Genomic DNA, 23,006 nt, shown 5'->3' with positions numbered 1-23,006 from the left:
CAGATGAGCGTATTCCAGATCGCTCTCAGCTTGAAGCGCAACGCCCATCATACTACTGGGAAAACGGGTCATCTTACTGCGACCACCACTGTTTACGCGACGAACAGGATCCCTCATTGATTGCTGGCAGAGGTCTAGCCCTTTCTCACTGAGGCCCCACTGCACAGCATTCACTTTAATGTATTCTAACAGTGCTGATGAATTATTCATGATCAACTCCAGTTGTTGTTATGTTGTCCATACTTTTCACGCTAACAAGCTAATCACTTCCAGAAAAGCAAACGAGGAAAACTGTTTAGTTTTTTTCATGAGCAAGCACAAGTTGTGTTTTGGCAGCTTGTCAAAGCTTTTAATGCTTTTAATGCTTGAAAACTTATATTTTTCCAATTACAAATTTCGCCAATCCGTTATTAATCAAATAGTTAGATTAGCGACAAATGTCGTAAAATATCATTAAACCGTTTGACAATTTTAAATATTTTATTATAAATTACGGCAACTTAACCCTATTTTGGCAGCTCTATGATTCACTTATAAGTGAATCATAGACGTTTTTCTGAAGTATTCCACTACAATTAACCACACTATATCCACCTGTTCGTTTAGTATCGTTGGATAATCAGGCTAACTCACCTTCAATAACTCTTGCCCCATTTGAGATATCTCCTCTTTCTCAGCTAGCTATTACTTAGTATCCTTCATACCCTTCACCCGAGAAAGCTTACTTCTACCATTGACATTGCTGGCTTACTTATATGACCGATAAAAACAGTGACCTGGAAATATCAGAAGGCGAACATAAGGAGTTATTCTTTAAAAAGGTAGGTAAAAATATCCGCACACAGCGGATAGCCGACGGGAAAAGTCAGAAGGAACTGGCTAAGAGCGCACAGCTACAACCAACTTATCTTAATGAGGTAGAAAAAGGCAGACGCAACTTCTCCATGCTAATTCTACTGAAAATCAGCAGAGCTCTCGATATTGCTCCCAAAAAATTACTGCAAGGCACAGATAGAGATCTGTTAATGAATAAGCAGTAGGTAAATCATGCCTGAAGCAAACCATGTTCAAATATCCTACAGCATAAAGGTCTCTTTATTTCAGGCATTGAGCAACATAAACGCTATTACCCGTTGCAAACCGAACAACTCTGCCGTCATCCGACACATCCAAAATCTCAGTTACTGCCGATGTCAGCCAGTAGTCCTGCGCAGTGTAGCTACGGGCAATTAAAGAACCACACAGAACAGACAAACCTACTTCTATCCAGCCATTTCTATCAGTCAATTGCTTGCCGTTGACGCGATCAACAGGGTGAAGCAATGGACCTGAATCTCCAGCACCATCCCCGATACGACTTAACTGATAATTGCTTCCAGAGGGAAGCCGAGCCTTCTTCATGTTTATCTTCCGGAATACGTTCTTAGTGGGCCTCACTAAAGTTTGACCTGATAATCCGTTTTGAGTTCAACTCGTATTCGGACAAGTAACAGGATTGCTCTCCTTTTTCTTCTCGAAAGCTATCGATGAAAAAGGATAGATACCACCTCACTGGATTCAGCACAATTTTTCACTATTTGGAGTTGCTTTGTGAGTAAGGCGAACTTTTCATATCCAGGCCAATAACATCTGCAGCCGTTTATTATCAGGCATCTAAAAATCAATCAGAAAGACATCTCAACAATTCTTCCTGATTGATTCACACTCTCTTCTACCAGTTTCTTGACTATCGTAAGACGCTATTTCCAGCAAACATCACAAAAAACCAGCTTATCAAACAGCCGCCCGTTGCCGCCTGTTATAAAGCGGGAGATATTCATCAATAATACCGACAGCCTCAAAGGCATTGTCGACCCCAAATACCCGGTCATCCCTGTCATCCCGATAGCGCTGACGGTTATCGATCTTTGTATCTGCCAGCTGGCCACTCCAGCCCTCTACCCGATACGCAACCATAAGCCTTTTCATTGACCAGGCCATTGCTATCTCTGATAGCGTACCGGCACCACCGCCAATCGCAATCACTGCATCAGCCTGAGCCACGATCATATTGCGAGCAATGTCCAGGCCGGTTGGAATCACGATATCTGCCGCCGGATTTGCCTCCTCCGGATCATTACCCGGAAGAATGGCAATGATATCTCCCGGACTCCACGCTTCTGAATCTCTGGCTCCTGCACTTGCAGCCACCATGATGCCACCACGCCCACCGGTCACGACACGATAACCGGCATCAATTAACAGGCGACCAAGATCGAATGCCAGCCGGAACTTTTTATCGGTTTCCTGAACACCAGCATCGCCGATTACGGCAATCATTTTCTTTTTATCCATAATGAATCAAATCAACTCCGGGCTTATCTCACCATCTTCTGTACCACTGATCTGATAATTCTTTTCCATAATGCCAGCGATCAACTTTTCTCTTTGTTCACGGTCAGGTCCTTTCCCCATACCAGATGGCTCATAAAGATACAGCGGTGTTTTTATCCAAACCGGGTTCCGGGTCATTCTGACCATGGGGACCATAAATGCCCAGTCGGATGCCAGATCACAGTATTCACCCGTTTCTGAACGTAATAACTCATCCGGGATGGCATCAAAAAGACTTTTACGAAATGAGCGTAAATGTTGCCAGACATTTCCCCCCCCTGTTGTTGCCCTCGCGGGGACAACTGAAATCAACCGGATAATCGCACACCTTATCGGTTCGAATCATGGAGCCTACGGTAAGATCTGCGCCATTGTTATAGGCTTCAGCGACGGTTTCAATTACCCGGCTGCCAATCAGACAATCGTCCGCATCCAGAGTTATCAGAACGGATTCCGTATTATCACAGATATAACGAGCAGCCCAGACCATATTTGCCAACAGGCTTCGCCGTTCTGCCACAGCAATAAAAGTAACCTTATTCTTGTAGGGTGAAAGAGCCCACTTTATGTAATCCCGACAACGTCTACTGGAGTCATCATCCATCACCACGGCACCCCATTCATGTTCTGCCACAACCTTCTGCCTTAACATTGAGTCAAGACAGCGCTGAAAACGGGAAGGTTCAACATTCCGGCCACAGACAAGAAAGATAAATGGCTCCCTACGTCTGGGCCCCAACCAGCAGGCGATATCACCTTGCAGATCCACATGACCTGCCTGGGTCTTTGGACAAAAGCCAGCCTCTATCTGATTCCTGATGGTCTGTAATGATGCCAGGTCCTTCTTATACTCATTGGTAGGATGAATAAAAAACAGCTCGCCATAACCACCACGCCATGAAGACCAGTCACCCTGACGCACCACATTGTCAAGGCTGCGGTGCCAGGCGAGTGCCACCCTATCATTTCCAGCCAGTGTGTTAGGCCATGGCCGGGATGCCAGTAATCGCTTACGGTCAAACAATGCTCCACGCACTTCTATCCGACAGGAGTTATCCGTAAACCAGAATGATGTATCCATGTTCTCAGGAGGTTTAGCACCCGGTTTATAAATAGGCAAACTGGCTGTTAATGCTTTTGGATCGCTGCGAAGTGTATGAATCATATCTGCCAGCCAGTCATGTTCAGGATCAATGCGACCAATCAACAGGTCACTGTCCAGCTGTAATACATAATCTCCACTGCACGCTTCTACACCCTGTAAAAATGGCAGCAGTGGTGCTCCCTGGACAGAGTGTGATGACAAACTCTTCAGCCCAAACCACCGGTAAAACACTTCCGAGTCAGGTTTGCACCAGACGACCTGATCAATCCAGTCCTCACTGATCAGCCGCTCTACCACTTGCTGAAAAACCGATGGATTTGATACCCCATAAGCCCTGGTAAAATCACTGGTTCGACAATCCACTGCCAGAATCCGTTCATAAAACCCAACCGGACTTTCCAGGTGAGTGAGCAGATGCTTAACCTGTGCTTCTATACTCTCCCACTCCATATAACAGCTTTTAATCAGCAGAGAAACTCGACTATCACTGTATATCTGATCCTGTTCCCGCCGGGTAGCTTCAACCACCATAAAATCAGATGCCGGTTCAAATCGGTTCAGATCCTATGAGGGCAGTTGGCGGAATACATCGACAGCAAAACCAGATGAAAGCCAATAGTTTCTGGTGTGAGTTTTTCCCTTTCTGGCATCTGTACTGAAATGGGTCCTTCATTTTCAAATCGCCAGTCAAAGAGCTGATAAGCCCGGTCGAGAAAGGCCTCCTGCTGTGCAGCGTTCATTAATGGCCCATATTTCTGATAAAACCGCTCCAGCCCTTGATGCTTTTCCTTGCTTGCAGGCGAAGATAACCTGGGTCGGCCTGCCTCAGCATAATGCCTTACCGTATGAATACCGGTAGATACAACTTGCGTATCAATATTACAAAGACGCAGACAGAGATCCCGGTCAGTGCAGCTGCTGAGCTGTTCATCAAAAAGCCCTGCCTGCAAAATCGAAGAGAGTCTTACAAACAGGTTGGAGCCCTGAATATGCGGGTTACCAACCAACAGCGCATCTGCCGTCAGCCTGGCGGGAATGCTTTGGTGAACAACGTCATCATCGACATCTTCAACCCGTATCAAACCACTGACCACCATATCCTGTGATGCACTTATCTTACCGGCACATACCGAGAGATGACTGGGCTCCCAATAATCATCATCATCCAGAATTGCGACCCAGACATTGTGCACATCACAGCTGGCATTACGCAGCAGAAAATCCAGCCCGGTATTCCATGCACCGGCAGCACCCGGGGTACGTTGATTGGTAAGATAATGACCATGAGGAAACAGTTCTTCAAACAGCAACTGGCTCACGGACGGTCGAAGAAACCGATCATCTTCGACCAGAACCACAGTATCAGGCACGAGTGATTGATTCAGGATTGAGGGAAGTGAACGGTGACGAAGCAGGTCATTGCGATTTTTCGTAGCAACCAGCACAGCAATATGGACGGCAGGCTGCTGAATACCCGGAATAAACATGATATTCCCTTGATAGTTACCGAGGAATAACATCGTGCGCTTCGATACCAGCAAGGGATGGCTATCTCCATCAATCTTCTGGTTACTGATATCCCGGCGATGCGACTGTCGAATGACAGAGAATAGATCATCTACTCTGAGTCAACACGGCCCGGTTACTGGCTAAGAAGTTCAATCAGACATAAAAAATTGCCGCAGCCCGGCTCTTTTAATACCGGGCTAAACAGCCATATCAAGGATTTATCGTACTTAAATCTTCAGCCAACATTCCAAGGAGCTGATCATACTCTGCCATAACCTGCTGACGGTTTTCCAGGTCCTTGCCCAGCTGTTCAACGTCGTTATTAAGGTCTCGGGTCAGTTCCGGAATAAATGACTCTCCTTCTGTTGTCATGGTGGTAAGCATTGATGACGTATTGCGGTCAATCTCGGCACTCATCTGTTCCACCAGAATACCGACCACACGGCCCTGTTCCTGGCGAAGTCTGGCGATACTGTCGTTTTCCACCGTCGCGGAAGTAAACTGCTGACGCACTTCATTAATGTACTGATCCATATCCATGGTGATGGCGGGAACGGTCAGGCCGGCCAGTGCATTTTCCAGTGGCAGCATCACCGCATTGGGGTCAAAACCATCGGCAGAAAAGTCGAACATTTCACGGATCAGTTGTTTAATCTCCTGCCGCAGACGGTTGATATCCACGGCTCGACCAAGGGCTGAGATCAGCTGTTTCTCGGTTTCAAGAACGAAGGTTTCCAGCTTATCCACCGCCTGTTGCACATTGGCGTAGGTGTAGTTGATGGTACGGTATTGTGTCTCGTACACAGTTCGGGTACTGCCCCATGAGAATGGGTTATACCACTTGGAAGCACTCACGGTTCTGGCCACCTCATAGGCTTCCTGTTTGGTGCCGCTCTCGGTTTCCACCCGTTTGGCATCCAGCGCCATGGCTCGCAAATCCAGTAATAACTGTTGCATCTGCTGTTGCAGCGCCTGCTGTTGCTGGCTGAAAATCTGCTGAATCCGTACTTCGCCGGTTTTGATACGTTGGATAATAGTGGCCTGTTGTTTGGCCAGCGTCTCCAGGTCACCTTCGGCCAGCTGTTTGCGCCGATGGTTAATATCGCTCTCCATCTGTTGCAGACAGTGCCTTACCCCAAGGCGAGTGCCTTTGACGATATCTGCCAGGCGGCTATCCAGAATGGTGGTTTTATTCCTGCGTACCTCATCCATGCGTTTATGGACTTTGTTAAAGTTGGCCAGCTGCATCAGTAGTTGGGGCGAAAACTCAAAGCCGGGGAACATGGTGTTCAGCTGTTTCAGGCTATGCGCCTCTTCCTCACTGAGATCGGTACCTTTAATAGCCAGATCATAGCAACGACTGGAGATAAAGGTGGGCGGCAGGGCTTTTTGCAGGGCAGCAAAAATATAGCCTTCGTCGTCCACACTGTTTTCCCGGTTGGCCTGCCCTTGCAGACAGACTCGTTCCACATTCTGCTGCGCCAGATTATTCAGCTTACCGGTAATTCCGGGCAGTGCCTGAGCGATCGACGGATAGTTGTGGTATTCATCCAGCAGCGCACTGTCAAACACCGAGCCGATCAGCAGAATCTCCCGAATGCCCTTATGGGGAATATTCTGGGCCAACAGCGCCATATCGTGCATATCCATAAACTGGCTGCAATAGCTGAGAAAGAACACCACATCGCACTGACCGATAAACTCCTGGGTGCGACGACCACGGGAGACAATCGGATCGTTCATCCCCGGCGTATCCACCACCTCAATACCATCCAGACCGGGAACGTTCAGTTTCAGTTCGGTGCTTTTTACAATCGGGGTAAAGCGCCCCTGGGCACCAACAAAATCCGTCAGTTTTTCAATCAGATTCTGGTTAGAATCTGCACCATCAATACGGTGAATCGTTCCGAGATAATCCGTTACCGTAATGCCAGACTGTGCCACCATGGCCACCAGTTCACAGCATGCCTTTTCCTCTTCGCTCGGGCGTGGGGCTTGGGGCGGGCGAGTACTTTTGCCTCTGGAAGCTGATTGTCCAGAACGAAAAGCCGCTAAAGCCTGCTGATATATACGATCATTTTCTTTAACTTTGGCAGCAGTTTGTTCTACGGTTTGCCACTCTGCCACAGTATAAAACTCTACCGATGCCTCTGGCTGTTCCGAGTAGGAAATACGGGTCAATGCCGCCGTCATTGGCGTTGCTGCTTTGGGCAGAATATCCTGACCATTAAACAGTAAACTGTTCAGAAAAGACGACTTTCCTCGTTTAATCTGGCCGATTATACCGATTCGTAAGAGTCGGCCTTCCTGCTGGGCATTGGCGATATCATTCTGAAAACTGGTCGCCAGCTGATGCAGGTCTGCAAAGTGGTTGGGGTGGATCGTTTGTTTGAAGGTTTGGTAGCGGTCTGACAAGGTAAGTAACCGGCTACTGATGGCTTGTGTTTGGTATTGTATGTTCATTTATATCTTGGCCTTAAAAAATTATTCTCGCGCTGTGCTTAAAGTTAGTGATATTGCCTATGGTTCTATTGCTTAAAAAACGGTGCCGGTGCAAGTTAATCGATAAAAATTCTATTGCTACCTCTTGATTTCTTACAACCTAATCCCCATATCTACAGCCCTTATAACTGAGTAGGTGAAATATTATGGCAATCATTATCCAACCTTCCTCTTTCAACTACACAATTGACAGCACTGGAGATGAGTGTGAAGTCAACGGAAGTGATATACAATTTGACTCTCATTGCGTCAATCGCAATCCCCAGTACAAAGAAGACGATACTGAAGAGTTACATTATTTCTCGGTGAATACGCTCCACGGAACTTTCAAGTGGGCAGTGAATTTAACCATTGGTATGCAGGGGTTTGAGATTACAGAATCAGTGCTTACCGAATATCCAGAAGGCATTACAGTAGAAGAGGACACAATCTTCTCAATCTGTGAATATGAAGAAAATGTAGCTTAATCGTAGCGGGAGTCTAAAAAAAGAAATAGGCTCCCATACCTACAGTTTAAATATTTCTCAAATACCATTCCCCAATTTATTCAGCTTCCCAGTCTATTGATCTAGGTTGGCACGCCCTTTTACCTCGAGTTAACCTAAACTTACCAGACTGCACAACTTGGGCAAAAGTCATATCAACTCTTTTATGAGGCGTCGTTTCATTGTTATGTCCAACACACTCATAAAAAACGTCCGATACAGCAACAATTTCACCAATCACATTATTCTGGCCATCCGCCGAAGCTGGAAAAATAATTTTCCTCATCCATCCTGGATCGCACACTCCCGATTGAATACTTTCAATAGACAGCCCCCAAAAATCAATCAATATTTCCCCGGGCACTTCTGCGTTCAATCTACCTTTTTCAATCTGGCATGAAATGCTACGCTTAACAGCATCATAGCCAATATCCATGCCATGTATATCCAAATAAACCACCCTTATCTCACCACCACCATCAACAACTTTATAGAATTTGCTATTACTAAATAGTATTTCCCCACGATCTAATTTTGACTGTAGAAACGGTACAAGCATCTCATTCGTAATTACAGGACTAACAAATTCCTCTGTAATTTCTGCTTTACCGTGTGGATGCTCTATACGATGACGATAGCCATACTCTATGGGTATCCATTTTAAATTTAGAAAATCTTGCAGCTTTTCTTTCAACCAACTCTCTCTAAACTTTGATGTTCTCTGTAACAATTCATCCAAATCCACCTCATAATATTCCAACAGGTGCTTAAAGTACTCAGGATTTAACAGATGCGAACTAAAGTAGAGGCTGCTTTCTTCCCAATCTTTATGCTTGATATGACAAAAAAGATCAAAAACATCCCGTCGGGTACCATTTAGCACTTCCAATTGCTCGGTAATTTTATCAATAACTGCCTGTTCTTTTTCATGAATATCTTCATCCCGCATAGCCATCATATAGGCATCGAACAGGAAAAGTTGCGCCAATGGGTTTCGGCGGAAGGCGCGAAAAAAAGCCAGAGCCGTATCTTTATCCGGTGACTGGGCAAATGCCACCAAATCATTGACCAGCGATTGATCCAGATCAAAGGATTTAATCAAAATGGTTAAATACTCTTTTTCACTGTCAGTGATCTGACCATCGGCATTCATCACTAGTGCCAGACCATTCAAATATAAAAGACGATCTTCCAGAGAGAGTTCCTTTACCGGATGATGGGTAAAAGCATTAGATTCTTTCGTGACATCTTGGATGAAGTTGAGGATATCCATTTCATTAAGCCTTTAAGGATAAAGGCTCCCATGCATAACATGAGAACCAAAATTATTTACCTAACAAACCGGTACTTGCCCGTCACAAGAACTTCTTCAAAACTCACCCTAACAAGAGCGGCTCTATTGTCCTTTTCTTGCCTCCACAATCTCCCAAAGAACCTATCTTGAACAACTTCATCAGTAATATATCCATCATGAAGAATTAGACTTGTAGAGTAATAACTGGGATTCTCTTCACACAAAGGAAGATTATCTTTAGAAACACACCAAAAATCTGCTAATATCTCACCTGGTACATTTGCGTTAAGTTCACCCTTGCCAAGAGAGCAATTAAAAATCCTTGTCAGTGCGTCATACTCAATATCAGATGTAGAAATATCAAAAAAAGCATTTTCAATAGATTCTTCTACATTTTGTTTTTTGTAGATTAAACCATCTACAACTCTAAGCTCTCCGCGATCTAACTTAGATTGCAGATAGGGAACCAACATTTCGTTGGAAATCTTGAGCTGAATAATTGTTTCAGTTATTTCTTTATGCGGTATTTTCTCATCCAAGTCTGAATAATATCGTAGTGGAATCCACTTAAGCCCTAGGAAAGACTGCATCTTTTGCTCTAGCCATACCCTCTTTCTTTTTTCTGCTCCCTTTAATATTTCTTCAAATTCGACTTCAAAATATTCCAATAGGTGCCCAAAATATTCAGGATTCAAAAGGTGAGCCGTAAAATATACGCTTGCCTCTGACCAATCTTTATTCTGAAGGTAGCAAAATAGTTCAAAAATATCTTTTCGCAATCCCTTTAGAACCTCTAGTTGCTCACCTATTTTATCAATAACAATTCGCTCTTTGTCCTGCAACTGACCATCCCGCATACCCATCATATAGGCATCAAACAGAAAGAGTTGCGCCAGCGGCTTGCGGCGAAAAGTTCGGAAAAATGCCTGAATAGTGTCTTTATCTGGAGCCTGGGCAAAGGCAACAAAATCATTCAGGCAGGATTCGTCCAGATCAAAGGACTTGATCAGGATTCGCAGGTATTCCTTCTCTTCCTCATCAATCTCGGCATCGGAGTTCATAACCAGCGCCAGGCCATTCAGGTAGCTCAGACGCTCTTCCAGTGGCAGCGCCTTGGCTGGATGGTTTTCAAAGGAGTTCGCCTCTTTAGTGGCGTCGTGGATCATATCCAAAATATCAAACATGGTTCTTCCTTAATGTTCCCTTAACAATGTGTTTATCAGGAAAGGTTAATGGTGAGATGCACCAGACATTTATTGTCACTGGTGATCTGCAGTTCAACGGGTGCTCCGAAGGTAAAGACTTCATTTAATGCCAACCCTCCAAGAACGGAATTGGCATGGGTGCGGGTGATCATAATTTCCATCTCCAGATCTGAATCAATCACCACACCCACCGGGCTGATTTTCTGCACCTGTGCCGGAATGCGCTTGAGATCGGCATAGCTTGCCAGCTGTCGCTTATCTCCCTGCAACATGGCGGTAAATACCAGAGTTTGCTGGTGTGTTTCGCCCTGCTTCTGATATTGTGCCAATGGTTGCAATGCGGGCTGGTAATCAATAGACAGTTGCAGTGTTTCCAGCAGGGTTTCCAGTGTTTCTTCCAGCTCCTGCTGACTGAGTTTTGCCTGTTGCTGAGCTTGCATCAGCCTGTCCAGCTGCTGACGGGTTTTCTGCTGCATATCTCGCAGATGCTGCTGCTGACTTTCTGACAGCTGGTTATCAAATAGCAACTCGTTCAAAGTACCCAGAGTCAGTTTCTGGGTATGAGTGCTGCTCTGAATATCGCTGATGTACTGGCTGATCTGCCGGGTGATCTGACTATAAAGTGCCGTCCCCGGCTTGTGACTATTGATTGCTGAAAGCATATCGGTAAGCACATTGCCACTATCTGACACTTCCTCACCACTTTGAGCCGAATAGCCAATCACATCGTAATAAGCCAGCTCTGCCCGCTCCAGATCTTTGCGGGCATTGGCAATCACTTCCCGCACCTGGGATTCCGGCTTTTTATCCGCCTTGCTGAAGATAAACAACACCGGCTGACGGGATTCCAGACTGGCAATAAATTCAATATCCTGTTTCGGGATGGTGCCGTTCTGAATATCCACCAGCCAGATCAGATAATCTGCTTTCCGTAGCTGCTGACGGGCAATGTTCTCGTCGGTATTATCACTGCGATGGCTGATATTATCCGCTTTGCTGTAACCGGGAGTATCCAGAAAGGCCAGGGATGCATAGTTCAGCGACTGCCGTTCAATAGAGACCAGTTGCAGCAGATGACTGAAGGTGACACCAAAGCGATCATTAAAAGCGTGACAGATAGCTGCCAGGGCATCTTCATCAATCTCGGTCTTTTTGCCATAGCGGTTCAGGGCGGTAATACAATTTTCGGTACCCTGACTGATATAGGTGGGAATCGACGTAGTGGGTGTGGTATCTGTTGGCAATAACGACGGGCAGCCCAAAACCGAATTCAGAAAACGGGATTTACCGGCACTGAAGGCACCACCTACCGCCACGGTATAGCAACGCTCCAGCAGGGGAAAACAGGCTACTTCGGTTAGCCGGTCTTCCAACTGCTGCATACGGTTATAGAAACCGGCACCAGCTACGTGAATATTATCTTCTACCAGTTTCAACAGATCGTTGTCGATCAGCTCCCGGATACGGTCAAGATGATCCTGCCAGGGTTCCCGATGGCTGTTCTGGCTGATCAGTTTGGCGCACAGTTGTAGCCCTGCCAGCGGATTGTGCAGGTAGGGGTTTCCGCCGGGTTCATTAGCGACTGTCAATACTGGCTCTGAAGCTGCCACGGGGTCAATGTCCTGATGGCCATTCATCAGGGCTTCAAGGTCTAATTCCATTATGCGATCTCTGGTAGCTGTTGTTGCCACTTTGTCAGTTGCTGAGCCTGAACTTCCCGCTGTTCCTGCGACTGTTGCAACTCATCACGCAGGGCTTGTAACTGCTGCTGTCGGCTTTGCTGCTCATCGGCCAGTGCCTGCTGCAGATTTTGCGATAGCTGGCTGACAGCTCGGTGTAATTCAGTTTCCAACAAGGTTGAGACTTTATTCAGGGTCTCCGGGATAACCTGGTTATCAATAGCACTGCGAATCTGCTGTTCCCGCTCGGCTGCGTTATCTTTTCTGCCCAGCAACCCGCCAATAATGCCGGTGATAATGCCACCCATCGGCCCGGTCAGCAGCCAGGCCACGCCGGTACCAATGACCGACCAGGTTTTGGAAAACTGCTCTTTCTCCAGGGGCGGAATGGTCAGGTGAATGGCAAAATCCCCCTCAGCAGCGGCGAAGTTATCCAGTTTGGCCTGCAGTCGTTCCACTTCCTGCTGGATCAGCTGAACCAACTGTATTTGCACTACGGGGCGAACGCATTCTTGAACCACAGCACTGACCTGACCAGAACCCGCTGCCCGCACAAGTTCACCGTGGGCACTGTTCAGTGCCTGTCGAGCTTCTGCCAATAGTTGCTCTCGCCCGACGCTGCACAGGTTGTAACGCAGTTCTGAAAGATCCCGTTCCAGCTGTTGTCGGGCGCGGTGATCAACGGCTTCTGCTTCGGTAATCTGCTGTATCAGCTCAGGTTCGCTGGCACCGAGGGCATGGAGGGTTTGGTCAATCTGCTGCCGCACTTGTGCAGTGCAGTCCGCCACTGCCTGGCCATAACGGGCAGATAACAGGGACTCTTTATTGACCAATGCCTGATCCAGCAGGTCAGCAAAGGGCTGGATGGTACCATCCCCATCCCTGGCCTCAATCGCGGCGGGAGTATCGCAGATCAGCGCACGCTCTGCCAGTGTGGCATTTAACTGTTGTTGCAGTTCAGTAATTTGTGTTGGTGTTCGACGCCCCGCCTTAGAGATCAGACAGGCAATGGATTTCTGGTAATCAAACTGAATTTCTTCCAGCTGACGGATCACCGAATCGTCAAATGGCACATCAGCGGGCATCAGGTTTATAAAGGTATCACCCCGCCCCAGATACCAGGCAATGGCTTTCTGATGACCGTCGTTTTTCGAGTCAAAGCCCGGCATATCCACCAGCACCAGGTCAGTACGATGTTGCAGCTTCGGAATATTCAGAAACAGCTGGATATGGGTCAGGTCGTCAGTAATGCTCAGACTTGCCAATGTCTCCAGTGACTGTTCTACCTGTCGACCATCCAGATAGTTAAGTACCAGATACTCTTTCGGGTTGTAGGCAATTTCAGTGGCGATGGCGGTTTCCGGCGTAATATCGCTGGCCAGCAGTGATCGCCCCAGGTAGCGGTTAATCAGGGCACTTTTACCAGCGGAAAATTTACCGATTACCGGCACGATGACTTTAAAGTTGCTAATTCTGTCCGTCAGGTAATCCAGAGAGCTGTGGAAGGTATCGCTCATGCCCAGTGCCGTGCCGATTTCACGCAACTGTTCCAGAGTGGTCAGGTAACGCTGTGACGGTGTTTGCTGACCATTGGCTAACAATGCCATGGATTGACGACGGTCATTACGGCGCAGAGAGTAGAGCAGCTCCAGTCCGAGGTGTAGGCCAGTCACTGGTGTTTGCCCAGGCGAATGTTCGGCAATAAGCTGGTTTTCACCTTCAAGGGTTCGCTGAATGCCTTTTAACAGGCTGTGAAAGTCGTTATCACTTTTGATAACCGGGAATATCTGTTGCACTGCCAGCGGTTGAGCAAAAAGGCGGGCATGTTCTGGCTCAAACAGTTGTGCAGGTAAAACTTCAGCATCAGCCAGGTGCAGATCAGCCAGTGCGCTTTTGTAGCGATTGATTTCCGGCTGTGCCCAGCTACGGCCACTGGCCTCGTAAAAACTGGCTGTGGCATAAAGCAGGTTATTCAATGGCTGGTCGGCGGGGAGATTACGCACTTCATGGAACCAGTCATCCAGTGCCTGCTTCTGTTCAATACGGTCCAGCCGCTGATCAACCAATCGGAAGCGTTGTTCTACTTCTTGAGTCAGCGCCTGAAGACCATCGGCAAACAGCTTAAAGGTGGCCATGGTCTTCTGGTTCTGATCCTGCACAGCACCATAGAGCATATTAATATGCCCCATCAGGTACTGGGTTTTGTTGCTTAATGTGACCATCGCTTCCATGGTCAGCATCTGTTTATGGTTAAGTTTCTGGATCAGCGATTGGGTGGCATACAGGCTGGCATTGAGAGCATGATTAACTTCCGCCTGCTGTTGCCAGTTGCTGCCGGTAACGGTGCCCAGTATTCGTCCGAACCAGCTCTGTTCCAGCTGGTTGTTAATGCGGCCATCGGTTGAGGCCAGAGTGGTGATGGCTGTAAATGCTTCTTCGAGCAGCTCATCGGAGTTGGCTTTCATCTCGTCAATCATCTGATCCAGCTGGTGACTGATGATCTGTTGTTCCTGCTCCTTCAGGGTCACTGCCAACTGAGACATGATTTCCTGATAGTTCACCTGCTTATCAGCACTCTCAGGACCTCGCAGTTGCTGGTTCAGTTCAATCTGGTCACAAAAAACCTGATGACTGTCGCTAAACTCGCTGACAGCAGTAAAGAAACGCGCTTCATCCTCCAGAAACGGCTGAAAGCGCTTAAGAATGGTAACCGTATCTTCATAGCCTAAATCTATAAGCTTTCGGGCATTCTCTGGCGTGAAATTCAGGGCAGCAATCAAACCATCAAAAGCCTCGCTGGGAATGATGTTCCAGAATTTTATCTCGGGGTAATCACGCTGGGCAGTCGCCACTTCCGGTGAGCGGCTGAGGTAGATATTGATGATATGCGTGCACTGCTCTTGTTCGATCAGCGGCTGGAACGGCGTATTGTTACTGAACCTGCCCGGAAGCACACCGCCATCCCAATAGTTTTCACCCTCAATAGTCACCGGACTGAATACCCCCGGAATGGCTGAAGATGCCGTCAACCAGAGGGGAATATTGCTCTCTTCCACCGAGTTAAGGAGGGGTAACACCAACTGACCGTTACTCTGCTGTAGGGCACAGACATAAAACGGCATTGCTGAACAGGTAACAGCGCCACAGGCACCACTTTCATCAATCAGGCGCTTCAGGCCATCCTGAGAGAACCAGCCTTTGCCTTTGAGCATGTGGGCCAACTGGATAATGGTTTTGGCCTGAGCACCCGGAATCGCAAAACTGGCAGCCATGGTCGCCAGTTTTTGCGCCAGCTGTTCAAAATCAAATTGGAGGATTTTATCAGTAGCAATATCCAGCCAGAGCTGCTCTGCCCGTTCAAGATCTCCCTGAACAAACAGTGCACCGTTCAGAGAGCCAACGGAGGTACCGGCAACGGCCTGGATATTCTGATCCATGCCAAACTCGCGGAGGGCTTTCCATACGCCTATAGCGTAGGCACCTTTGCCACCGCCGCCTGAAAATACAATGCCGGTTTTTGACATAAACCCTGAAACCTTTATTCCCTGATTAATCGAGGGGCGGATTGTATATGAGGATGGATGTACAAGTTTTGATCTGGATTAATCTTGTGATGCAAGCCGCAGAAAAATAAACACTTTTTTACTTACATTGGGAAAGAGAATGGGCATACTTTGGTAAATTGATAAGCCCACAGTGAAAGCAGATTCAGCAGGCGAAAATCAGAAATTCATCAAACCCCATAAAAAAATGGCCGCTATCAAAGCGGCCTTTTGAGGATTTCTCTTTACGGTAATATTTGGTTTTATCCCTGCACACCTTCATACGGTACTTCGGGTTCCATAGTTCTTGTGCGGCGGTATCCCGTCGTGCCGGTTTTCGTTTTTTGGGCATGTTTTTCTCCTTTCATCACCTTTTCCGTGCCTGCAATGCAGACACGGGGAGAGCACTTTATCAAATAATACCGCCGCAGCAAATCACAGATCAGCCCGCTCTCTGGTGAACACACAAACCACACCCGCGCTGTTGTAAATCACCTCATGATTTAAATCACAATAAGTGGCAGCCACATTCAAGGGGAGTTGCTCACTGCCCCAGGAAGACGGCCGGAAATAGGATAGCTGTCCGTTTTTACACTGTTTAGCTTCTTCATCCGTCCGGTACACACAGATCGACGATTGATCAACCTTTTCTGGGCCACAACCCGCCAACATTGCCACCACTAACAGAAGAAAACTTACTCTCTTCATGATCCCCCCAAACCAGAAACAATACCTGCTGCCAAAAGCAACGTTACAGGCTGCAAGTCAATAATCAGGGCAAGACACGTTCTTTCTGATTTTCTGAACGTTTACCCACAATATCTTCCAAACCACTAACAGGCCATTACTCTATGTCGCTGAGCCTTTGATGTTGGCAAACAGCTTATGGCCAACGGTATTTTGGCCAAACTGTGAAGAAAAAGAAGAATTTCAGCACAGCCAGATTCCTTTTGACAGGATTAGTGCAACCCTGCCAGCACTGAATTTATCCAATCCAGCCTGCCCACTAATTCCTGAAGCAGGTTTTCCCTGATATTGGATTTGTCATCAACCCTCAATTTAAAGAGCGTCGTATATTGCCAGTTACTTTTCACCCGTCGACCAAAGGCGTCAACGATTGACCAGGCAAGCTCATCATTACGTACTCCAGATCGCTGTAGAATGAACTTAATGAGAATTTCTTCGCCATCCTCCTGCCGGTGCTGCTCAACAGTTAGATAAAAAGGCCATAATGGCTGATCCGTTTTTTGAAACTTGGCCCAACTGAACTGAAAGATATCCAGCATAGCGATTTTTTTATCAGAAGGCCTACAATCAAGCTGCCCCGGAAAACGCTTGTCAAGCAGCTCTTGCAACCACTCCAGCCGGGCATACTGAGCCAGGGTAGACAGCAAGGTAGCATTGGTTTTGAAAAACTTGCGAAGGAGCACTACCTGATCAAACGGCCCTGGTTCTAACTGCTTGTTCAGTCCAATCAAGCCAATATCATCCAGTTCCCAGATATTAAGCTCATTTTCACCTGTAGCCAGCACTACTTCACTGTATTGATCCACCAAATCCTGATGCCTGCTGGCCATACCTGCCATATGCCCAATGGCACTGTTGTAAACGTTGTCCAGTTCATAACAGCTGCTCAAATGAACCAAGAGATCTTTCAAAATCCATTGACAGGCATCCGAGCCGGTATCCTTTTCTACAGCTTGAGTCAGTGCATCAATCAGCCAGGAATGGGAAACAATAGCCCATTTATCCTGTTGGCTGGCAGCCAGTTTATTCCTATCTGTTTTTTCCTGGCCATCCATCAGAATACGGATAACCCGATACCCAGGGTCAGATTCAATTTTCTTCTCAACCCTCTCAGAATACGCGGCCAGCTGATTGTTTGTTTCGCCACTACCATATTTATACTCAATCACAACCACCAGCTTGTTATCGATATCGGTGGCCAGAATATCAATTCTCCGTTCATAGCCATCAAGTCCATACTCTTTATGTACGCTCAAGCCATGGAGATTCATACTCTCCAGCTCAAGTATTGAGACCGGGCTGGTATATCCCTCACTGGTAATCGCTCCCCGCAGCATGGATTTGATAAAAAAGTCATTTAAACCATGCCCTTCAGCGGGGTTCAGCAACCAGGCAATTACCGCTGAAAGTCCCGTCTCATTTAAATCAAGCACATCGAAAATCTGACGATTCTGATTATAACGGGCAACAATCGGGTAACTTTCATCGTTAACAAATTGTTCTGCCAGCGTTACTGCTTTTTGTAAGTCCATCACGATACCAATACGACACGGTTAGTAAGATTAATATTGTAAGTACATGACCAAATGAAATCATATATTTCCCTGTTCCCAGGCCACAGAAGACCTGGCGGCGTCCTGAAAAGCAAACGGTCATGTACTTAGTAGAGATATCAGCACTGATCGTCAGGCTAAATCACTATGATTTTTATTACGGGTTAGGAATGAGGAAAAAGAACAAGTTTAGGGACTTTTCAAAAAGAAGAACCCTCAATATATCTCAGTCCACTGTCGCAACTGTCCAGATACGTTTCAATGGCAACTCCGCCTTGATCTCGTCATCCAGCTTATCGTAATGGAGAAAAAGCTGTTCCAGCAGATCCTGCTGAGACCAGAGGCGGACACGGAAGAAGCTGGAAGCCAGCTCTTTCTGCACATTACTTTTAAAACCTCCCCAGGCGATAAACAGTCCACGGGTTGCATTAAACTTGGTCATAGCCCCCATCAGCTTGTCCACAGTAGGACGATCAATCAACCCTCCACCGGACTTCACTTCTACACAGATACTCTGTTCCCCAAAACCCATAGGCCCATCGCCTGCAAGGATATCTACACCGCCATCAGCACCTTCCGGACTTTGCCAGCAGGTGTAACCCTGGGCTTCCAGAATAGCTTTCACCAGCCGTGTCAGGTTATGGCCTTTGAACTTGGCTTCGATCAATTTGATTATCTGACCATGCCCCAACTCTTCCAGATCGGAATCCACCCGTTCATCACTGGCATCTTCATCGTCGGTACTGCTTGTCACACTGGTAACAATCTGTTTTTGACTTTCCGGCTGCCAGCCCGAGGCAGCCATTTTGCTCAACCGCTCTTCTGCATTATTGCGTTTGATCTGGCAGATAGTCAGAAAGGCCCCAAAACTGTACAGCAAATCCTGAGAAAAATGTAATCGAGGAACCCCTTCCGGCTCCCATTGAACAGAACGCCAGTGGAAGTAGGGATTTTCGGCATCCATCTGGTGCTGATAGTCCGAGCTAATCACACCCACATAGATCACCGGCTGCTGTTTTGAGGGGAGAATCACCCGGTCTCCCTGTTTCATTACATGGGCGAAGGGCCAGATCTGGCCCACATTATTACTTAGCCTTCGGGGTTTCTCATCACCATAGGTCTGCTGCAGCTGCGTCATCAGCTCACTGCGCTCCTGCAACTGATCCAGAGGGATATTAAGATCATCCCAGGTCAGGTAGATCCGTTTATCCTGAAGAAATTTCTGTTCATACTGCCCTTGGGAACCAGCCCTTACCAGCCAGACTGTCATCATATCTCCTTATGCTTGTTTCTGGTTGCCTTTATCTACTTATAACAAAACAGATAGCTCAAGTGTTGAAAAACCTCATTTTAGGGCTCTCGATGTCTACATACTTTGCTCTACGTCTAATTTCGAAATGGTTAATCGTGATTAACTCTGGCCATTTTTTCATTCTCTTACTGGAATACTGAAGCCAAATTATTCGTCGACAGCAATAGTCATCAAGTGTCGTGAACAGTAGAATATTCTGGTTTAAGGATTTACAGGGTTTGCAAATGAACAGCACAAAAAAGCGTTTTTTCATTAGCTGTATTGGTGGAAATGATTATCTGTGCTGTCATGGAAGGAATTAATTGCATGAAATCAGTGAACTTCGAGTTTCTACGCCCCGGCAATGAATCGCTGGCCATGCTTGCCGGTTTAGCAGAAGCAGTTCTTCATATTGACCCAGGCAGTACACTGACTCGACTACGCAGCTTTGTCGAAGAGATGACAAAGGCTATCTACAAGGAAGAGAATCTTCCAAGAATGCCCCGATCAAGTTTTTACGACCTTGTCTCCGACCCTGTATTTGTGGATTGCGTCAGCAAGTCACTATTACATCAGATTAATTTCATACGCATTCAGGGAAATGAACCCGCCCATGGCGGTAAGGGTGATGCCCGCACTGCTGTAATGGCACTCAGTACTGCCCATCAACTGGCTATGTATATGGCCATTAAGTACTATGGCAAGAGCAAAGATGATATTCCTCCTCTGAAAGAAATTCCTGACCCAAAAGACAATTTGGCTCAGTTAAAGAAGTCAGTATCCAGTTATGAGAAAGAGCTGGAAAAGCAGCAAGAAGAGCTACAACGGGTGATGGATCAGCTTGACCGTGAACGTATTCAATACGCTGGCAAATTGAACCCACCCGCCACACCTGGCATACAACAGCGTCAGCAGCAAAGCCAGTCTGTGGCAAACAGCCTGCAATGGGATGAAGCAAAAACCCGCAAATTACTGATCGACGTAATGCTCCTGCAAGCAGGCTGGGATGTTAAAGATACCGACCAGGTTGGTATTGAGCATAAAGTTGACTTTCCCAATAACCCCAAGGGGTATGGCAAAGCTGATTATGTTCTCTGGGACGACAATGGGCAACCTCTGGCCGTCGTAGAAGCAAAAAGAAGCAGTAATGAAAACCTGCAGGCAGGCCGTGAGCAAGCTCGGCTTTATGCCGATGCACTGGAACGAATGGGTCACCAGCGCCCGGTCATTTTCTATTCTAATGGCTATGAAACTTATATCTGGGATGATCAGCAGTACAATACCTATCGCCCCATATATGGTTTTTACAGCAAAGACAGTCTTCAAGGGCTGATCTTTCAACGCAACTACCGTAAGAAAGATCTGGAGCAGCACAATCCTGACCTGAAAATTGTTGACCGCCCTTACCAGATAGAAGCCATCAAAACCGTTGCCGAGCACTTCCAAAACCAACGTCGTAAGGCGTTAATCATTCAGGCAACCGGCACTGGAAAAACCCGGGTTGCCATTGCTCTGGCCGAGTTACTCATTCGCGCAGGATGGGCCAAGCGCACGCTTTTTCTCTGTGATCGAAAAGAACTGAGAACCCAGGCTGACGAGGCGTTTAAACAAAATCTGCCCTCTGAACCTCGATGTATTATTGGGGAAACCAACAAGATCGACCAGTCAACTCGTATTCATATCGCCACATATCCTGGCATGATGAATCGGTTTGCCCAGCTGGATGTCGGATTCTATGACCTGATCATTGCCGACGAATCCCATCGGAGTATTTACAACAAATACCGGGACCTGTTCGATTATTTTGATGCCCTGCAGGTTGGCCTGACAGCGACCCCGGTAAAGTTTGTCAGCCGTGACACCTTTACCATGTTTGGCTGTGATCAAACTGACCCCACCTTTGAATTTGGCCTGGATGCGGCCATCGAGAATGAACCACCCTACCTGGTACCTTTTCGGGCAAAAGATTTGACCACCGAGTTCCTGCGCGAAGGCATTCATTACAATGATCTTACTGACGAGCAGAAACGGCAACTGGAAGAAGACCTGGGCGAAGAAGAAGCGAAAAACACCCGGATTGCCGGCAAAGATATCGGGCGAAAAATCTTCAGCAAAGATACCGACCGCATCATTCTGGAAAACCTGATTGATAACGGTATCAAAGACGAAACCGGTTCACTGGTGGGTAAAACCATTATTTTTGCCCAGCGCCAGGATCATGCAGAACACCTGGAGGAGTTATTTTGTGAACTCTACCCCCAATATGGAAGCAAAGTCTGCAAGGTGATCCATAACAAAATCCCCCATGTTGACAGCCTGATTAAAGAGTTCAAAAAACCGGACAATGATTTTCGCATTGCCATCTCCGTCGATATGCTGGACACCGGCATCGACGTACCGGAAATTGTTAACCTGGTCTTTGCCAAACCCGTCAAATCCTGGGTTAAATTCTGGCAGATGATCGGTCGAGGCACTCGATTGCGTCCCAACCTGTTTGGCCCGGATAAGCACAAAACCGAATTTCTTATTTTCGATCATTATGGCAATTTTGAATTCTTTGATCAGGTATACAAAGAGCCACAGGATACGGGCGGAAAGTCATTGCTTCAAACAACCTTTGAGGCCCGGCTGGAACTGGCTCAGCAGGCACTGAAGAAAAATCATGTTGCAGCTTTTGATACAGCTATTGAGTTACTGCGAGCCGATATTAACGATCTTCCGGATGACAGTATCGCCGTCCGACGTGAACTGCGCCTGGTCCACCAGCTGCAGCAGACTGACCTGCTACAAAAACTGGATGCCAGAACACAACATATCCTCGCAGATACCATTGCGCCCCTGATGGCATCACGCCCCCTGCGGGATAAATTTGCCATTCAGCTGGACAAGCTGATCGCTACTATTGAACGCTGTCTTGTTGATCAAGCCAGCTGTTTTGAAGATGGACGAGATCAATTGCTGGCAGAGCTGGATACATTAGCGGTAAATATTCAGGCGGTTCGCCAGAAGGATAGCGTGATTGCCGAGGTACGTAGCGCTCAGTTCTGGCAGGCACCGAGTATCGATAAACTTGAGAACGCTCGCCGGGAGTTACGCGGGATTATGAAATACCGTCAGTCCGGTGGCGGTGGTGGCCTCTATTCCAAGCCATCAACCAGTACCAGGGATGGTAGCGTCAGAGAAGAAACCAGAGAATACAAGGTGACTGGCGCCAATGAAGCCATGATGTACCGTCGACGTTTAAAAGCCATTCTCGACGATATGATCTCCGCGAACCCGACGTTACAGAAAATACATCGAGGTGAGACCATTGCCGAAGGTGAGCTGAAAACCCTCACCTCAACCATACTGACCAGTCATCCCGGAGTTGACCCGCAAGTACTGAACGAGTTTTATGGTCGCACCGCTGATAAACTACAGATAACCATTCGTGAACTGATCGGGCTGGATCCAAAAGCCATAGAAGAGCACTTCAAGAGCTTTCTCCATGATCACCCGGAACTCACAGCAAAGCAGGTTCGCTTTATGAACCTGTTGAAAAATTACATTGCCCAGCACGGCAGTATTGTTGTAGACAAACTCTATGACGCTCCATTTACCACGGTATCCCATGAAGGTATTGATGGGGTCTTTAAACCAGACGATGTGGGCACCTTAATCTCTGTGTTGAAACCTTTTATACAATCTGACCCCACTCAGACCACTTAACGAAGAAAGACTG

The 23,006-nt window shown here is 47.0% G+C and carries 18 protein-coding genes; 3 read left to right on the top strand and 15 right to left on the bottom strand.

Annotation, left to right across the window (positions count from 1 at the left end; translation table 11 throughout):
- A partial coding sequence (locus ACO6V1_RS07160; protein ID WP_422466317.1) for a hypothetical protein occupies nt 1-210 on the bottom strand: 210 nt, incomplete at its 3' end.
- 545 nt (nt 211-755) lie between these two features.
- Here ACO6V1_RS07160 and ACO6V1_RS07155 point away from each other — a divergent pair.
- Nucleotides 756-1,040, top strand: coding sequence for a helix-turn-helix domain-containing protein (locus tag ACO6V1_RS07155; RefSeq protein WP_422448487.1), 285 nt, complete (start codon nt 756-758; stop codon nt 1,038-1,040).
- Nucleotides 1,041-1,095: 55 nt separating this feature from the next.
- Here the strand turns inward: ACO6V1_RS07155 and ACO6V1_RS07150 are convergent, their stop codons facing one another.
- From ACO6V1_RS07150 to ACO6V1_RS07125, 6 genes are all read right to left on the bottom strand, one after another.
- Complete coding sequence (locus ACO6V1_RS07150; RefSeq protein ID WP_422448489.1) at nt 1,096-1,401, bottom strand: hypothetical protein; 306 nt, start codon at nt 1,399-1,401, stop codon at nt 1,096-1,098.
- 372 nt (nt 1,402-1,773) lie between these two features.
- Nucleotides 1,774-2,319 carry a TIGR00725 family protein gene (locus ACO6V1_RS07145; RefSeq protein ID WP_422448491.1) on the bottom strand — a complete coding sequence of 182 codons (546 nt, stop codon included), beginning with the start codon at nt 2,317-2,319 and terminating at the stop codon, nt 1,774-1,776.
- A 21-nt stretch (nt 2,320-2,340) separates the two neighbouring features.
- Nucleotides 2,341-2,520 (bottom strand): hypothetical protein, encoded by a 180-nt coding sequence (locus tag ACO6V1_RS07140; protein ID WP_422448493.1) that lies wholly within the window; start codon nt 2,518-2,520, stop codon nt 2,341-2,343.
- A 91-nt stretch (nt 2,521-2,611) separates the two neighbouring features.
- Nucleotides 2,612-4,009, bottom strand: a complete 1,398-nt coding sequence (locus ACO6V1_RS07135; RefSeq protein WP_422448495.1) for a glycosyltransferase family 2 protein — start codon at nt 4,007-4,009, stop codon at nt 2,612-2,614.
- Nucleotides 4,010-4,035: 26 nt separating this feature from the next.
- On the bottom strand, nt 4,036-4,965 hold the full coding sequence (locus ACO6V1_RS07130; protein WP_422466315.1) for a glycosyltransferase family 2 protein: 930 nt from the start codon (nt 4,963-4,965) through the stop codon (nt 4,036-4,038).
- Between the two features lie 232 nt (nt 4,966-5,197).
- On the bottom strand, nt 5,198-7,450 hold the full coding sequence (locus ACO6V1_RS07125; RefSeq protein WP_422448499.1) for a dynamin family protein: 2,253 nt from the start codon (nt 7,448-7,450) through the stop codon (nt 5,198-5,200).
- A gap of 185 nt (nt 7,451-7,635) precedes the next feature.
- Between ACO6V1_RS07125 and ACO6V1_RS07120 the strand changes: the two genes are divergently transcribed.
- The gene (locus ACO6V1_RS07120) at nt 7,636-7,956 is read left to right on the top strand and encodes a hypothetical protein (RefSeq protein ID WP_422448501.1); all 321 of its coding nucleotides are present in this window, start codon (nt 7,636-7,638) and stop codon (nt 7,954-7,956) included.
- Between the two features lie 76 nt (nt 7,957-8,032).
- On the opposite strand, the gene ACO6V1_RS07115 is transcribed toward ACO6V1_RS07120, so the two are convergent.
- From ACO6V1_RS07115 to ACO6V1_RS07080, 8 genes are all read right to left on the bottom strand, one after another.
- On the bottom strand, nt 8,033-9,247 hold the full coding sequence (locus tag ACO6V1_RS07115) for a TerB family tellurite resistance protein (RefSeq protein WP_422448503.1): 1,215 nt from the start codon (nt 9,245-9,247) through the stop codon (nt 8,033-8,035).
- Nucleotides 9,248-9,303: 56 nt separating this feature from the next.
- Nucleotides 9,304-10,452, bottom strand: coding sequence for a TerB family tellurite resistance protein (locus ACO6V1_RS07110; protein ID WP_422448505.1), 1,149 nt, complete (start codon nt 10,450-10,452; stop codon nt 9,304-9,306).
- 35 nt (nt 10,453-10,487) lie between these two features.
- The gene (locus ACO6V1_RS07105) at nt 10,488-12,134 is read right to left on the bottom strand and encodes a dynamin family protein (RefSeq protein ID WP_422448507.1); all 1,647 of its coding nucleotides are present in this window, start codon (nt 12,132-12,134) and stop codon (nt 10,488-10,490) included.
- The gene (locus tag ACO6V1_RS07100) at nt 12,134-15,676 is read right to left on the bottom strand and encodes a patatin-like phospholipase family protein (RefSeq protein ID WP_422448509.1); all 3,543 of its coding nucleotides are present in this window, start codon (nt 15,674-15,676) and stop codon (nt 12,134-12,136) included. The genes ACO6V1_RS07105 and ACO6V1_RS07100 overlap by 1 nt, the downstream gene beginning before the upstream one ends.
- A gap of 184 nt (nt 15,677-15,860) precedes the next feature.
- On the bottom strand, nt 15,861-16,046 hold the full coding sequence (locus tag ACO6V1_RS07095) for a hypothetical protein (protein WP_422448511.1): 186 nt from the start codon (nt 16,044-16,046) through the stop codon (nt 15,861-15,863).
- Nucleotides 16,047-16,129: 83 nt separating this feature from the next.
- Nucleotides 16,130-16,402: a hypothetical protein gene (locus tag ACO6V1_RS07090; RefSeq protein ID WP_422448513.1), complete on the bottom strand. Its 273-nt coding sequence runs from the start codon at nt 16,400-16,402 to the stop codon at nt 16,130-16,132.
- A gap of 251 nt (nt 16,403-16,653) precedes the next feature.
- The gene (locus tag ACO6V1_RS07085; RefSeq protein ID WP_422448515.1) at nt 16,654-17,973 is read right to left on the bottom strand and encodes a PD-(D/E)XK nuclease family protein; all 1,320 of its coding nucleotides are present in this window, start codon (nt 17,971-17,973) and stop codon (nt 16,654-16,656) included.
- A 247-nt stretch (nt 17,974-18,220) separates the two neighbouring features.
- The gene (locus tag ACO6V1_RS07080; protein WP_422448517.1) at nt 18,221-19,267 is read right to left on the bottom strand and encodes a restriction endonuclease; all 1,047 of its coding nucleotides are present in this window, start codon (nt 19,265-19,267) and stop codon (nt 18,221-18,223) included.
- A 345-nt stretch (nt 19,268-19,612) separates the two neighbouring features.
- On the opposite strand from ACO6V1_RS07080, the gene ACO6V1_RS07075 reads away from it, so the two are divergent.
- Nucleotides 19,613-22,993: a DEAD/DEAH box helicase family protein gene (locus ACO6V1_RS07075; RefSeq protein WP_422448519.1), complete on the top strand. Its 3,381-nt coding sequence runs from the start codon at nt 19,613-19,615 to the stop codon at nt 22,991-22,993.
- Nucleotides 22,994-23,006 lie beyond the last annotated feature (13 nt).

Origin of the sequence: Endozoicomonas sp. ALC013, from assembly GCF_049310205.1 — a bacterium.
Classification (GTDB): Bacteria; Pseudomonadota; Gammaproteobacteria; order Pseudomonadales; family Endozoicomonadaceae; genus Endozoicomonas.
The sequence above is the reverse complement of the archived record's forward strand: the minus strand, read 5'-3'. Positions and strand labels throughout refer to the sequence as shown.